The organism is Candidatus Palauibacter soopunensis (genome assembly GCF_947581735.1).
Lineage (GTDB): Bacteria > Gemmatimonadota > Gemmatimonadetes > Palauibacterales > Palauibacteraceae > Palauibacter > Palauibacter soopunensis.
The window spans coordinates 199,587-213,537 of sequence record NZ_CANPVT010000053.1 but is presented as its reverse complement, the minus strand read 5'-3'; the positions used below and the strand labels follow the sequence as shown (position 1 = coordinate 213,537).

The window sequence follows — 13,951 nt, the reverse complement described above, 5'->3', positions numbered from 1 at the left end:
CTACCCTCCCTTCCCCTTCGCCCCGCCCCGGATCAGCGTCCCCCGGTCCATGGCGAAGAAGAGCACCCCCGCGAGCGCAAGGTTCACGAGGAACAGAACGAACGCATACCAGCCGCCGAGCGGGATCCCGACCGCCTCGATGGCGAGGATGACGAAGGCGATGACGAGGATGTAGACCGTCACCGCTTCGAGCATGAACTTCCAGCCCAGGTCCATGAGCTGGTCGTAGCGGAAGCGCGGCAGCGTCCACCGAATCCAGACGAAGACGAGCACGAGCAGGAACGTCTTCACGCCGAAGGCGCCGAGCGTGAGCAGCGTCTTCCACCACGTCGGCTCCCCGATCACCGTCCCGTCGGAGAGGACGCGGATGTTGTCCCCCTGCCAGAACGGGATGTCCCACCCGCCGAGGAAGAAAACGGTGACGAGCGCGGCGACCGTGATCACGTGCGCGAACTCGCCGATCATGAACATCGAGAACTTCATCGCCGAATACTCGGTGTGGTATCCGGTGATGAGTTCGGCCTCCGCCTCGGGCATGTCGAAGGGGAGGCGGTTCGTCTCCGCGAGTCCCGACACGAAGAAGAAGAAGAGGCCGACGAGGAGCGGGAACACGAACCACGTCGCGTACGTCGCCGGGCCCGCCGTGAACGTCTGCTGCATGGAGACGATCTCGGGGGCGCGCACATCCCCGGTGAGGAGGATGAGGGGGACGAGGCTGAGCGCGAGCGCGACCTCGTAGCTCACCATCTGCGCGGAGCCGCGCAGGCCGCCGAGCAGCGAGTACTTCGAGCCGGAGGCCCAGCCGCCCATGGCGACGCCGTACACGCCGATCGAGCCGATCGCGAGCACGTAGAGGAAGCCGATCGGGACGTCCGCGACGATCATCTCCACGAGTCCCCACTGCGTGGGCAGCGGCGAGGCGAAGGGGATGACGGCGAAGAGGATGGTGGCCGGGAGGATCGCGAGGACGGGCGCGAGGAGGAAGAAGGGCCGGATCGCCTGCTCCGGCATCGTCTCTTCCTTGAGGAGGTTCTTGAGTCCGTCGGCGATGACCTGGAGGAGCCCCCACGGGCCGACGCGGTTGGGGCCGCTCCGGTCCTGCATGAAGCCGCACACCTTGCGCTCGAAGATCGTCGCGAACATGACCGCGAGCATCAGCACCGAGAAGAAGAGCACGACCTTCCCCACGGTGGCGAGAGCGAAGGCGCCGCCCGTGACCGGGCTCACGCGTCGGCCTCCGCGGCTGCGCCGGCGGCCGGGGCGCCCTTGAGGCCGATCCCGTCCCACGTGAGGCCCGCGAAGGGCGGAGCCTCCGCCGCCATGCGCTCGAACGCGCTGCGCACGTCGTTGACGGCTTCGCCGTCTCCCAGGCGGGCGAGCACGCGGCTCAGCACCATCCAACCCGGGCGGGCCAGGCCCGGCGGCCGCAGCGCCTGGTGGAAGCGCTGCACGCGGCCCTCGAAGTTCGTGAACGTGCCGTCCATCTCCGCGAAGGTCGCGATCGGGAGCACCGCGTCCGCGTTGCGCGCCGCGCCGGGCAGCCGCGTGCCGACGTAGAGGAAGAAGCCGGCCGAGGCGCCGAAGTCGTCGGGGGCGCCCTCGAGTTCGTCGTCGAGCACGACGAGCGCTCCGGCCGCCGCGCCGCCAGCCGCCGCGCCGTTGGGGAGCGCATCCGTGCGCCGGCCGCCGAACAGTCCGGCCCCCGCGACGTTCGCGGCACGGTCCGCGCGCAGCTTGAGCGTGGGCACGGTGGGCAGCGCGGCGGTCTCGCCCTGCGCGACCCGGAAGGCCGCGCCCGCGACGCCGAGCCGGTCGAGGAGCCGCCGGACGTAGAACAGGTTCTCGTTCGAGGCGTCCGGCGACACGACCGCACTCCCGCCGGGCGCGTCGAGCGCGTCGATCTTCTCGGCCACCCAGTCGAGCGCCGTGGCCCAGTCGACCGGCCGCAGCTCGCCGCGCTCGCCGTCGCCGCCGCCGTCGCGGATGAGGGGGACCTCGGCGCGCACGCCGCGGTTCGTCATCACGAGGTGCCTGCGGCCGTAGTCGCACATCCACCAGGAGTTCACCGCCGCGTTGTGGCGCGGCTTCACGCGCACGATCTGGTTCTCCTTCGTGTCGATCGTGACGTTGCAGCCGGTGGGGCAGCCGGGGCACACGCTCGCCGCCGCGTCCATGTCCCACGCGCGCGCCTTGAACACGAAGTCCTCGTGCACGAGCGCGCCGACGGGGCACACGTCGACGATGTTCCCCTGGAAGGGGTTGTCGAGTTCGCGGCCCGGGAAGGTGTCGATGTAGGCCTTGTCCCCGCGCTGGGCGACGATGAGCGAGTCATCCTCCGCCACGTCCCGCATGAATCTCACGCAGCGCGTGCAGATGACGCAGCGGTCCGCGAAGTAGAGGATGTCGTCGGAGATGCGGTCGCGGCCCATGATCCGCTTGGGCTCGTCGACCCGGCTCTCGAGCTGGTTCGTGACGTAGGCGTAGTCCTGCAGCATGCACTGCCCCGCGGCGTCGCAGATGGGGCAGTCGAGCGGGTGGTTGACGAGCAGGAACTCGATGACCGACTGGCGGGCCGTGCGCGCCGTGTCGCTCGCCGTGTTCACGACCATGTCGTCGGCCGCCTGCAGCGTGCACGAGGGCTCGAGCTTGGGCCGTCCCTCGACCTCCACGAGGCACATGCGGCACTGCGCCGGCCGCGTGGGGATGCCCGGATGGTAGCAGTAGCGCGGCACCACGACGCCCACGTGCTCGGCCGCCTCGATGACCCGGGTGCCGCTCGGGACCGTGACCTCGACCCCGTCGATCGTGAGGGTGACCGTCGCCTTCGCGCCGTTATCAGCCATGCGTCACCCTGCCGCCCGCCGCGACCAGAGAAGGCTTCATCAGCGCCTCGTAATCGGCGCGGAACTTGTCGAGCGACGACTCGAGCGGGAACACGACGCTGTCCGCGAGCACGCAGATCGTGCGCCCCGTCATCTGCTCGCACAGCTCGTACAGCGTGTCGATGTCGCTGGGGCGGCCGTCGCCCGCCTCGATGCGCTGCAGGATGCGGACGACCCACGACGTGCCCTCGCGGCACTGCACGCACTGGCCGCACGACTCGTGCGCGTAGAACTGCGCGATCCGGCGCATGGCCGCGACGATGTCGGTGTCCTCGTCCATCACGATCGGCGAGGCGGTGCCGAGGGCGCTGCCCGCCTCCGCGAGCCCCTCGTACGTCGTCGCGCAGTCGAGTTCGTCGCCGCTCAGGAACGCCGTCGAGGAGCCGCCCGGGATCACGGCCTTCACGGGCTTGCCGGAGGGCGTGCCGCCGCAGGCGTCGAAGATGATGTCGCTCAGCGGCAGCCCGAGCGCGAACTCGTAGTTGCCGGGGCGCACGAGGTGCCCGGAGCAACTCCACAGCTTGGTGCCGGGGGACTCGTCGCTCCCCCACTGCCGGTACCAGTCCGCGCCGTTCTCGAGGATCATGGGGACCGCGGCGAGCGTCTCGACGTTGTTCACCGTCGTGGGCATCCCGAACGCCCCGGCCTGCGCCGGGAAGGGCGGCTTGGCCCAGGGCTCCGCGCGGTTGCCCATGAGCGAGTTCATGAGGCCGGTCTCCTCGCCGGCGATGTAGGCCCCGGCCCCGGCGTGGATCGTCACGTCGCACGACCACGACGAGCCCAGGATTCCGTCCCCCGCGAGCCCGGCCTCGTACGCCTCGACGACCGCCGCGTTGAGGACCTCCGTCTCCTCGAAGAACTCGCCCCGCACGTAGATGTAGGCGTGCTCCGCCCCGATCGCGCGCGACGCGATGAGGCAGCCCTCGATGAGGAGGTGCGGCGTCCAGCGGATGACCTCGCGGTCCTTGAAGGCGCCCGGCTCGGACTCGTCCGCGTTGCAGCACAGGTAGTGCGGCTTGCCGTCGTCCTTCGGCATGAAGCTCCACTTGAGGCCGGTCGGGAAGCCGGCGCCGCCGCGCCCGCGGAGCCCGGAGGCCTTCACGACCTCCGTGATGTCGGCCGGCTGCATGTCGAGGGAGCGCCGCAGCGCCTCGTAGCCGCCCCGGGCGCGCCAGCCGTCGAGCGTGCGCGCCTCGGCCTCGCCCTGGTGCCGCGAGAGCCGCGTCGTGGCCTCGAGATCGCTCCGGTGCGGGAAGCTCATGGGGCCTCCGCTCCGTCGCGCGCGCCGCGCAGGCCGGCCACGATCTCGGGCACGCGCTCCGGGGTGACGTCCTCCAGGTAGCGCTCGTTGACCTGCACGACGGTCGCGAACCCGCACGCGCCGAGACATTCCGCCTCGATCACCGTGAACTCCCCGTCCTCCGAGATCTCCCCCTCGCGGGTCCCCGTCTCGGCGAGGAAGCCGCGCAGCACCTCTTCGGCCCGGTTCAGGTGGCAGGAGATGTTCGTACACACCTGGACGAAGTGACGCCCGACCGGGTGCTTGTTGTACATCGTGTAGAAGGTCGCGATCGAATGGACGTAGGCCGGCGTCAGGTCGAGCGCTTCGGCGACCTCGACCATGTCCGCGGGCTCGATCCATCCCTTCACCGACTGCACGTAGCCGAGCATGGGGAGGAGCGCCGCCTGCTTCGTCGGATAGCGGGAGAGGGCCGCCTCCAGCCGGTGCTTCCCTTCCTCCGTCTCGAAGATGGGACCGTCGAACGTCTCCCGCGCCGTGAGCTGGAAGGGCTGCGCGCCGACGACCGCGGGATGGATGCGCCGGCTCACCGGTCGATCTCCCCGAGCACGACGTCGAGCGAGGCGTTGATCGCGACGACGTCCGCGACGAGTTCGCCCCGCACGAGTTCCGGCAGCGAGGCGATGTTGATGAACGACGGGCCGCGGAACCGGCAGCGGACGGGCTTCGTGCCGCCGTCGGAGATGATCCCGAATCCCAGTTCGCCCTTCGAGCTTTCGATGGAGTACCACGTCTCGCCGGCCGGCACGCGGACGCCCTCCATCACGAGCTTGAAGTGCGAGATCATGGTGTCGATCGACCCCATCGCCTCGCCCTTCGGGGGGAGGACGATCCGGTAGTCGTCGATGTTGATCGGGCCGCCGGGCAGCCGGTCGAGCGCCTGCTCGATGATGCGGAGGCTCTGCCGCATCTCCTCCACCCGCACGAGATAGCGGTCGTAGACGTCCCCCTCCGTCCCGACGGGCACGTCGAAGTCGTACTCCTCGTAGCCGAGGTAGGGGCGCGCCTTGCGCACGTCGTAGGCCACGCCGCTCGCGCGCAGGGTGGGGCCGGTGACGCCGTAGCTCACGGCCTTGTCCGCGTCGAGCACGCCGATGTCCATCGTGCGGCCCTGCCAGATGGCGTTGCGCGACAGGAGCCGCTCGACCTCGTCCAGCGTCTCCGGGAAGGTGGCCGTGAAGTCGCGCGCCGCCGCCGTCCAGCCCACGGGCAGATCCGCCATCATCCCGCCGACCCGCGTGACGGAGGTCGTGATCCGGCCCCCCGTGTACGCCTCGTGCAGGTTGTAGATCCGCTCGCGCTCCTGGAAGGTGTAGAGGAAGACGGAGAAGGCGCCGATGTCGATCGCCGTCGTCCCCAGCCACAGGAGGTGGCCGAGGATACGGTTCAGCTCGCCGAGGATGACGCGGACGACGCGGCAGCGCTCCGTGATCTCGACGTCGAGGAGCGCTTCGACCGCCCCGGCGAAGCCGATGTTGTAGAGCATCGGCGCGAGGTAGTCCATGCGGTCCGTGTAGGGGACGCACTGGTTCCACTCGCGGAACTCGCACGTCTTCTCGAAGCCCGTGTGCAGGTACCCGATGTGGGGGGAGCAGCGCACGATGCGCTCCCCGTCGAGCTGGAGCACGAGCCGGAGGACGCCGTGGGTGGCCGGGTGCTGGGGGCCCATGTTGATGAGGATGGGCTCGCCCTCGAGCGCGTCCTCGGGCTTCTCGTCCGGGCTCAGGTCGCGGATGCCGGCCGCCGCGCCGCCCTCCGCGCGCTCCGACGGGGCCTCCACTTCTCCGTCCTCCGTGACGGCGTAGCCCGCCATCTCCAGTTCCTCGACCGCGTACATGTCGACGAGGTCGCGGGAGAGCGCGCGGCTCACCTGCCGGGAGCGGCTGAAGCGTCCGCGGAGCGGGAAGTCCTTCCGGAGCGGGAACCCCTCTTCGTAGTTCTCCGGCATGAGGATGCGGCGGAGATCCGGATGGCCGCGGAAGCTCACGCCGTACATGTCCCACACCTCGCGCTCGAGCCAGTCGGCGGCGAGCCACAGGTCGGTGACGCTGTCCAGCTCGAGGTCGTCCATCGGGACCTCGCACGCGACGCGGAGCTGGCGGCCGTGGGCCATGGACCAGAGCTGGTACCAGACCTGGATCGGGGCGCCGATGCCGGCGTGCGCGCCCATGACGTCCGCGAGCAGGTCGTACGCCTGGTCGGGCGTCTCGAGGAGGAAGCGGAGCGCCTCGGCGTTGATGCCGGGATCGATCCACACGACCGGATAACCGAGCGCGTCGCTCTCCACGCGCCGCACGCCCTCTCGGAAGCGTTCGCGAAGGGCGCGGACGGAAGGATGGCTCGCCGCGTCCCCCTCAGGGGGTGCGACCCGCACCATGCGCGGGGGCGCGGTCGTCGTCGCGGTCGTCAACGGCGGATCGCCCCGGTCAATCCCGGTGTTCCAGGCGGCGTTCGCGCCGGTCGCGGGACCGGGCCAGCGCCGACGTCGGGCCGAGCCCGCTCATGCGGTTCTGGTTCGTTGAGTTGCCGAACGGCTGGGCGACGAGTTCGATCGTTTCCGGGGGCAGGTTCGGGCGTCCGACCGCCTCCGGCGCTTCGTCCCGCGCCCGGGGATCGGACAGCGACTCTCCCTTGATCTTCTCCTGGATCATGAGGAGTCCGTAGATGAGACCTTCCGGCCTCGGCGGGCAGCCCGGGACGTAGACGTCGACGGGCACGATCGTGTCGATCCCCTGGACGATCGTGTAGTTGTCGAACATCCCGCCGGAACTCGCGCACGCGCCCATGGACACGCACCACTTGGGCTGCGGCATCTGGTCCCAGACCCGGCGCAATACCGGGGCCAGCTTGTAGGTCACCCGGCCGGCGACGATCATCAGGTCCGCCTGGCGGGGGCTGAAGGACATGCGCTCCATCCCGAAGCGGCCGATGTCGTACTTGCTCGCGGCCGACGCCATCATCTCGATCGCGCAGCAGGCGGTCCCGAACGGCATGGGCCACAGCGAGTTGCGCCGCGCCCAGTTGACGACGTAGTCGAGCTTCGTCGTCATCCAGTTGTGCGGGATGCCGGTGTCGAGTTCGTCGGAGTGCGCGTCCGGGTGCGCGCCGGGGGGGAGCGTGTCGAGCGTCTTCATCGCGCCCCTCCGTCCGGTCCCGAGTTCAGTCCCATTCGAGGGCCCCCTTCTTCCACGCGTACACGAGTCCGACGCCGAGCACGGTGAGGAACGCCGTGATCTCCATGAACCCGACCATCCCCAACTCCCGGAAGATCGCGGCCCACGGAATGAGGAAGAGCGTCTCGATGTCGAGGACGATGAAGAGCATCGCCACGATGTAGAAATTGACCGAGAAACGCTCCCGCGTCGTCCCGAGCGGGGGAATCCCCGACTCGTACGGGCTCGCCTTCACCGGAGTCGGTCTGCGGGAGCCGACGAAATGCGATACGCCCATCATCGCGGCCGCGTTCAGCACGCCGACCAACGCGAGGATCAGGATGCCGAGATATGGGTCGAGCAAGGGGGTTCGCTCCTCTCGTGCGAGCTTGTGAATTTCTTCACTTTCCCGCGCCGCGAAGGTATCGCGGAGGGGTAGGAGCGGCAAGCGGTATTTGGCCTCGGAAGCAGAGGGAGCGAGTGAGTCGAAAGCGGGCTGTGGTGCGCAATGTGGCGATCGGCGAAGGCACGGTACGCGTTACGGTTCTGGGCCGGGGACGCCCCGTCCTCTTCCTGCACGGGATCAGCGCCCACGGACGCGCGTGGCGGCCCGTCGCCGAACGCTTCGCCGAAGCGCACCAGGGGTGGGAATGCTGGCTCCCCGACCTCCCGGGGCGGGGCGACTCGGACGCGCGGGCAGAGCTCTCCTACACGCTCGACGACGAGGTGCGCCGGCTTCGCGCGGTGGTGCGGGCGCTGGCGCCGGACGGCCCCCGGCCGCGACTCATCGCGGGACATTCGCAGGGGGCGGCCATCGCGCTCGCCCTCGCGGAGGCGGAACCGGACATCGGCGGCCTCCTGCTCTCGAACCCGGTCACGCCGGAAATCCGGAGTCCGGCCATCCTTAGGCTGCTGCGGTCATCCGCGGTGCGGCGGGCGGTCGGGAGCGTCCTGGCGCCGCTTCACGCGCCACTGGGTCACCTGGTTCTGCGGCGGGCGTGCGGCCCCGCCTTCCGCGCCCCCTCGGAGCTGGTCGCCGCCTACGCGCGGCCGTGGTCGAGCCCGGCGCGCGCCCGCACGCTCCTGCGCATTCTCGCCGACTGGCATCCTGCGGAACTCGAGGCCCGCATGCCCCGCCGCCCCGTCGCCGCGCACGTCGTGACCGGCGCCCACGACCCGAGGATCCCCGTCGAGACGGCCAGGCGCCTCGCCTCCCGCCTCGACTGCGACTTCACGCTATCCCCCGACGGCGGCCACGTCCTGACGGAGCAGCACCCACGGCTCCTGGCCCGCCTCCTCGGGGAAATGGCTGGCCGGTTGGCCCCGCCCCCGGCAGCTGCTAGAGCTTCGGGGGCGTAACTCCGGTCTGGCCCTGGTACTTTCCGGCCTTGTCCGCGTAGCTGACCTCGCAGACCTCGTCGGACTCGAAGAAGAGGACCTGCGCGATCCCCTCGTTCGCGTACACGCGCGCGGGCAGCGGTGTCGTGTTCGAGATCTCAAGCGTCACGTGCCCTTCCCACTCCGGTTCGAAGGGCGTGACGTTCACGATGAGGCCGCAGCGGGCGTAGGTGCTCTTCCCCACGCAGATTGTGAGGATGTTGCGCGGAATCCGGAAGTACTCGATGGAGCGCGCGAGGGCGAAGGAGTTCGGGGGGATGATGCAGACGTCGCCCGAGTACTCGAGGAAGGAGCGCTCGTCGAACTTCTTGGGGTCGACGACCGGGAAGAGCGCGTTGTGGAAGATCCGGAATTCGTCGGCGACCCGCATGTCGTAGCCGTAGCTGCTGACGCCATAGGAGATGACGCCGTCGCGCACCTGGCGGTCGGCGAAGGGTTCGATCATCCCGTGCTCGCGCGCCATGCGCCGGATCCAGCCGTCGCTCTTGATCGCCATCGGACCTCTCGGTGGGGCGTTTTTCTCCCGCGTCAACCTACGCGTGCGTCAAGGGCCGAGCCGCGTCGGTGTGTCGCGGGCGCGTCAGGTTCGGGTGAGGGCGATCCAGGCGGCCCAGATCCAGGCGGCGATGAGGGCGGCGCCGCCGATGGGCGTGATCGCGCCGAGCCAGCCGATTCCGGACAGGGCGAGGGCGTAGAGCGTGCCGCTGAACACCGCGATGCCACACAGCATGAGGAGCCCGGGACAGTGCCACGCCGCTTCGGGCCAGCGGGCCGCCGCGAGGCCGAGGAGGATGAGCCCCAGGGCGTGCAGCATGTGGTAGCGGGCCGCCGTGTCGAAGATCGCGAGGGCCTCCGCTGAGAGGCGGCCTTCGAGCGAGTGCGCGCCGAACGCTCCGGCCGCGACGCCGAGGCCCGCGAGCAGGCACCCGCCCGCGAGGAGCTTGCGGTGCGGCGAATCAGCGCCGGTCAAGCGAAGACGATCAATCGAACATCGGGGCCGCGCCCGCGCCCGCCCTCCGCGCCGCCTCGCCGGCGATCGTCTCCATGACCCGGTCCCAGCGCTCCGGACTGATCTCGGCCAGCGTGGCTTCGACGAGGGCCGCCAGTTCGGCCCCTTCCTCGCGCCGCATGGGGGAATCGCCGTCTTCGGCTTCGAGCCGCCTGCGCAGGTCGGTCGCGCGTTCGAGCAGATCCCTGTGGCGGAGTCGTTCCTCGTAGCTCGTCATCCGCCGACCTGACTCAGGGCGGCGAGCCCGCCGCTCCCGGCCGCCGTCCCCAACTCCAGGTAGTGGCGCTTCGGCTTCCCGGCGAGCGCCTCCGCTACAGCCTCCTCGATACGGCCCGTGTCGCGCAGCGGGCCCTTCAGGTCGACCTCGTGGTCGCCGAACAGGCAGGTGCGCAGCTTCCCGTCGGCGGTCAGCCGCATGCGGTTGCAGCGTTCGCAGTAGTTGTGCGAGAGCGGCGTGATCGCGCCCACCGTCCCGGCGCCGCCCGGGAAGCGGTAGTACACGGCGGGCCCGTTCCCCCGCGGTCCCGGGTCCGGCAGGAGGTCCTCGATCGCGCGGATCTTCTCGAGTACTTCATCCGTCGAGATGAAACGGTCGCTGAGGTGCAGGTTCTCTCCCACCGGCATGAGTTCGATGAAGCGCACGTGCCAGGGACGCTCCCGCGTGATTTCAGCGAAGTCGACGACTTCGTGGTCGTTTAAACCTCGCATGATGACGCAGTTGATCTTGATCGGAGCGAACCCCGCCTCCTCGGCGGCGCGGAGGCCTTCCATCGTCTCATCGAAGCGCCGTGCCGGCCGCCGGGCGATCTCCTCGAACCCATCCCGGTCGAGCGTATCCAGGCTGACGTTCACGCGCGCGACGCCGGCTTCCCGGAGGGCCGTCGCGAAACGCGGCAGGAGGATGGCGTTCGTAGAGAGCGAGATGTCGTCGATGCCGGGGACCGCGGCGATCATGTCGACGAGATCGGGCAGGTCCTTGCGGACGAGCGGTTCTCCGCCCGTAATCCGGACCCGCTCCAACCCGAGCGCGGCCATCTGGCGTACGATCTCGGAGATCTCCTCGTACGCGAGCATCTCGGGCTTGGGGATCCACGCGAGCCCCTCCTCCGGCATGCAGTACGTGCAGCGCAGGTTGCAGCGATCCGTGACCGAGATCCGGAGATACCGGATCCGGCGACCAAACTGATCTCTCATGGCACCGATCGTGTGGGTTTCGCGGGAAGCTCAGCGCTCCCCCGGGCCGGGAGCGGCGAGTGGCGGGACTCCGCGCAGCCTTTCGCAGCCGCGCGGAGTCCCCGCTGCGGACGACTAGTGTCGATACGACACTAGCTGATCGCCGTGACGCCCTCCTGCATCATCATGTTGTCGTCATCGTCGCCACAGTCCCCGGCAAACGAGACCGTCGCGATCATCGCGACGACCAACAGGTTGCGGACCATCTTCAACATGGCGTCCTCCTCGATTTGGGCGCCCGCGTCCGAGACCGGCTGCCTCGGAATCCGTCGGACCGCCCTTGACCAGCCCTCCCTACTCGAACCGCGCGCCGCCGGCGGGGGCTTCGGCCTCCAGGGCCGGGGCTCCCACCCAGTGCGACTCGCCGTCCTCATAGTGCTCGTGTTTCCAGACCGGCAGTCTGACCTTGATCGTTTCGATAATCCACCGCGAAGCCCGATAGCCGTCGTCGCGGTGTGCCGACGTGACCGCGATCGCCACGCTGACCTCTCCCAGCCCGAGGTCGCCCACGCGGTGGGCCGCGGCGACGGAGCCGACATCGAACCGCTCCAGCGCCTCGTCGCAGATGGCGGACAACTCCCGCTCCGCCATCTCCCCGTACGCGTCGTACGCGAGGCGCGACACCGCGCGACCGCGGTTCGTGCGGCGAACGCGCCCCTGAAAAAAGAGCAGCGCGCCGTCTTCCACGGACCCGATCTCCCGTACAATATCCTCGAACTGCGCGAAATCGTCCAGACTTTCGCGGGTGATCCAGGTCCGCACCCGGTCGTTTGCCCCCTTTGACATCGACTCAGCCCCCCGCTACGGGGGGGATGAGCGCGACCTCGTCTCCGTCGGACAGGGTCGTGCCGGCCTCCGCGTAGCTCTGGTTGACGGCGACGACGACCCTCTCCGGGAGCCAGTCGAGCCCGCCCGACCCGCGCAGGGCCTCAACGAGGTCCCCCACCGTGCTGTCCGCCGCGAGTTCCGCCGATCCCTCCCTGCGCGCGGCGAGTTCGCCGTACACGCCGAAGAAGAGGGTGCGAACCGAAATCCGGTCCATCAGGGGCGCCTGTTCATGGGCGCGCGTTCGCGAGCGCGAGGTGGGCGAGGAGCCGCGGTACGATCCCCTCTTCGCGCAGCGTCGTCACCCGGACCCGCGTCCCGTCGGACCCGGCGGGATCCGGGAAGGCGGCAACGGAGAGGTTGCCCCTGAAGGTGCAGAACGCGATGTGCGTGTCGCTCTCGGTGTCGACCCAGGCGTCCACCATCCGGTCGTCCCCGAGAAAGAAGTCTCGCGTGGCGGCCAGCACATCCGCCGGGGCCAGCGCGCTTGCGGTCTCTGTCGTCATGGACTCTCCCCGCGTACCATCCAGCAGCCGAAAGATAGGGGCGCCGCAGCCCTCTCTCAAATCGGACCCACCCCCTTCGACAAGAGTGCGCGACCGTGCCCGTTACGCAGTTTTCCCCGAACGTCGCCCGGCTCGAGGCATCGGCCACCCTGGTGCTGGCCGCCCGCGCCCGGAAGCTGAGAGCTGCGGGAGTTCCGGTTGTGGACCTCTCGGCCGGCGAGCCGCAGTACCCCGCACCGCCCTTCGCCGCCCGCGCCGGCATTCGGGCCGTGGAAGAGGGAAAGACGGGATATCCTCCCACGTCCGGGCTCCCCGAGCTGCGCGAGGCGATCGCGCGCTATCTGCGCGAGACGACGGCCGCCGGGACGGTGGATCCGGACGCCGTGATCGTGAGCGCGGGCGTGAAGCAGTCCCTGTTCAACTGCTGCTACGCCCTCTTCGGCGCCGGCGAGGAAGTGCTGGTGCCTTCCCCCTTCTGGCCGAGCTATACGACGATCGTCCGGCTCGCGGGGGCCGAGCCCGTCATCGCGGAGACGACGTGGGATGGCGGGTTCGTGCCGACGGTCGAGGACCTCGAGGCGGCCCGCACGGCGCGGACCCGGGGACTCATGCTCAACAGCCCGGGCAACCCGACGGGCGCGGTCATCCCGTCCGGCCTTCTGCGTGAAATCATGACGTGGGCGGAGCGGCACGGGATCTGGGTGCTCTCCGACGAAATCTATCGGCGGCTCGCGTACGGAGCCCCGGCGCCGTCCGTGTTCGACATCGCGGAGCGCGGCGAGAGGACGATCCTGCTCGACGGCGTCTCGAAGGCGTTCTGCATGCCGGGGTTCCGCATCGGGTATGCGGTCGGGCCGACGGACGTCGTCCGGAAGATGGCGGATCTGCAGGGACAGACGACCTCCGGGGCCGTCGGCCCCTCCCAGCACGCCGCCACGGCCGCGCTCGGCGAGAGCGCGCCGCGCGAGGCTTTCGTGGCGGACCTCCTGTCCAGGCTCTCCGAACTTCGGGAACTGGGGCTGTCGAGGTTCGCGGAGATCGACGGGATCGAGGCGTTTCCGCCCGACGGCGCCCTGTATTTCTACGGGCGGATCACCGACCGCGTCGCCACGTCGCTCGACGTCGCCGAGCGGCTGCTCGCCGACGCGCAGGTGGCGTGCATGCCCGGGGAGCCGTTCGGTTCACCGGGACACCTGCGCTTCAACTTCGCGGTGGAGCGGGAAGTCCTGGAAGAAGGACTGGAACGGATCGCCGGCTTCTTCGGCTGACCCGCGGATGCGGCCCGGTCAGCTCCAGTGCGGCGCCGTCAGCCCCGGTTCTCGAGGCTCGCGGCCACCTCGTCGCGCAGCAGACGAGAGGGCTTGAAGACGGGCACCTTCCTCTGCGGCACGCGGACCGGATCTCCCGTGCGCGGATTGCGCGCCATGCGGGTCCGGCGCTCCCGAACCTTGAACGTGCCGAAGCCGCGAATCTCGATGTGGTTGCCTTGCACGACGGCTCCCTTGACCGCGTTCAGAAACGCGTTGACCACCGCGGCACAGTCCCTCTTGGTCACGCCGGGGCCGATGGCCTCGTGGACCTGTTCAATGAGATCCGCCTTCGTCATTCTCCCTCCCCTCCGAGCGTTTGCAATCCTGTGTATTGGC

At 69.6% G+C, this 13,951-nt stretch carries 18 protein-coding genes and 1 pseudogene; 2 read left to right on the top strand and 17 right to left on the bottom strand.

The window, feature by feature from the left end:
• From RN901_RS14360 to ndhC, 8 genes and pseudogenes are all read right to left on the bottom strand, one after another.
• Entirely contained in the window at positions 1-1,227 is a 1,227-nt protein-coding gene (locus tag RN901_RS14360; protein WP_310758986.1) for a complex I subunit 1 family protein, read from the bottom strand.
• Positions 1,224-2,843, bottom strand: coding sequence for a molybdopterin-dependent oxidoreductase (locus RN901_RS14355; protein ID WP_310758985.1), 1,620 nt, complete (start codon positions 2,841-2,843; stop codon positions 1,224-1,226). Before RN901_RS14355 ends, RN901_RS14360 begins: the two co-directional genes overlap by 4 nt.
• Positions 2,836-4,143, bottom strand: a complete 1,308-nt coding sequence (gene nuoF / locus RN901_RS14350) for an NADH-quinone oxidoreductase subunit NuoF (RefSeq protein ID WP_310758984.1) — start codon at positions 4,141-4,143, stop codon at positions 2,836-2,838. Before nuoF ends, RN901_RS14355 begins: the two co-directional genes overlap by 8 nt.
• Complete coding sequence (locus tag RN901_RS14345) at positions 4,140-4,712, bottom strand: NAD(P)H-dependent oxidoreductase subunit E (protein WP_310758983.1); 573 nt, start codon at positions 4,710-4,712, stop codon at positions 4,140-4,142. Before RN901_RS14345 ends, nuoF begins: the two co-directional genes overlap by 4 nt.
• The gene (gene nuoD, locus RN901_RS15010) at positions 4,709-5,851 is read right to left on the bottom strand and encodes an NADH dehydrogenase (quinone) subunit D (protein ID WP_345782405.1); all 1,143 of its coding nucleotides are present in this window, start codon (positions 5,849-5,851) and stop codon (positions 4,709-4,711) included. Before nuoD ends, RN901_RS14345 begins: the two co-directional genes overlap by 4 nt.
• Positions 5,852-6,082: 231 nt before the next feature.
• A pseudogene (locus RN901_RS15005) lies at positions 6,083-6,559 on the bottom strand (NADH-quinone oxidoreductase subunit C); the annotation flags it as partial.
• A gap of 49 nt (positions 6,560-6,608) precedes the next feature.
• A complete protein-coding gene (gene nuoB / locus RN901_RS14335) occupies positions 6,609-7,316 on the bottom strand; it encodes an NADH-quinone oxidoreductase subunit NuoB (protein ID WP_345782403.1) in 708 nt (235 codons plus the stop codon).
• 25 nt (positions 7,317-7,341) lie between these two features.
• Positions 7,342-7,698, bottom strand: coding sequence for an NADH-quinone oxidoreductase subunit A (gene ndhC, locus RN901_RS14330; protein ID WP_310758981.1), 357 nt, complete (start codon positions 7,696-7,698; stop codon positions 7,342-7,344).
• A gap of 116 nt (positions 7,699-7,814) precedes the next feature.
• Between ndhC and RN901_RS14325 the strand changes: the two genes are divergently transcribed.
• Complete coding sequence (locus RN901_RS14325) at positions 7,815-8,693, top strand: alpha/beta hydrolase (protein WP_310758980.1); 879 nt, start codon at positions 7,815-7,817, stop codon at positions 8,691-8,693.
• On the opposite strand, the gene dcd is transcribed toward RN901_RS14325, so the two are convergent.
• The 8 genes from dcd to RN901_RS14285 form a co-directional block, all read right to left on the bottom strand.
• Complete coding sequence (gene dcd / locus RN901_RS14320; protein WP_310758979.1) at positions 8,674-9,228, bottom strand: dCTP deaminase; 555 nt, start codon at positions 9,226-9,228, stop codon at positions 8,674-8,676. The two genes, RN901_RS14325 and dcd, sit on opposite strands and share 20 nt — an antisense overlap.
• A gap of 84 nt (positions 9,229-9,312) precedes the next feature.
• Positions 9,313-9,702: a DUF423 domain-containing protein gene (locus RN901_RS14315; RefSeq protein ID WP_310758978.1), complete on the bottom strand. Its 390-nt coding sequence runs from the start codon at positions 9,700-9,702 to the stop codon at positions 9,313-9,315.
• Positions 9,703-9,712: 10 nt separating this feature from the next.
• On the bottom strand, positions 9,713-9,958 hold the full coding sequence (locus tag RN901_RS14310; RefSeq protein ID WP_310758977.1) for a hypothetical protein: 246 nt from the start codon (positions 9,956-9,958) through the stop codon (positions 9,713-9,715).
• Positions 9,955-10,935 carry a GTP 3',8-cyclase MoaA gene (gene moaA, locus RN901_RS14305; RefSeq protein ID WP_310758976.1) on the bottom strand — a complete coding sequence of 327 codons (981 nt, stop codon included), beginning with the start codon at positions 10,933-10,935 and terminating at the stop codon, positions 9,955-9,957. Before moaA ends, RN901_RS14310 begins: the two co-directional genes overlap by 4 nt.
• A 131-nt stretch (positions 10,936-11,066) precedes the next feature.
• Entirely contained in the window at positions 11,067-11,189 is a 123-nt protein-coding gene (locus tag RN901_RS14300; RefSeq protein ID WP_310758975.1) for a hypothetical protein, read from the bottom strand.
• A gap of 79 nt (positions 11,190-11,268) precedes the next feature.
• Entirely contained in the window at positions 11,269-11,760 is a 492-nt protein-coding gene (locus RN901_RS14295) for a molybdenum cofactor biosynthesis protein MoaE (RefSeq protein ID WP_310758974.1), read from the bottom strand.
• Positions 11,761-11,764: 4 nt separating this feature from the next.
• Positions 11,765-12,016 carry a MoaD/ThiS family protein gene (locus tag RN901_RS14290; RefSeq protein WP_310758973.1) on the bottom strand — a complete coding sequence of 84 codons (252 nt, stop codon included), beginning with the start codon at positions 12,014-12,016 and terminating at the stop codon, positions 11,765-11,767.
• Between the two features lie 13 nt (positions 12,017-12,029).
• Complete coding sequence (locus RN901_RS14285) at positions 12,030-12,305, bottom strand: hypothetical protein (RefSeq protein ID WP_310758972.1); 276 nt, start codon at positions 12,303-12,305, stop codon at positions 12,030-12,032.
• Between the two features lie 95 nt (positions 12,306-12,400).
• On the opposite strand from RN901_RS14285, the gene RN901_RS14280 reads away from it, so the two are divergent.
• Complete coding sequence (locus RN901_RS14280; RefSeq protein WP_310758971.1) at positions 12,401-13,573, top strand: pyridoxal phosphate-dependent aminotransferase; 1,173 nt, start codon at positions 12,401-12,403, stop codon at positions 13,571-13,573.
• 38 nt (positions 13,574-13,611) lie between these two features.
• Here RN901_RS14280 and RN901_RS14275 read toward each other — a convergent pair whose 3' ends face one another.
• Positions 13,612-13,938 (bottom strand): HU family DNA-binding protein, encoded by a 327-nt coding sequence (locus RN901_RS14275; RefSeq protein WP_310759067.1) that lies wholly within the window; start codon positions 13,936-13,938, stop codon positions 13,612-13,614.
• Between the last annotated feature and the right edge of the window lie 13 nt (positions 13,939-13,951).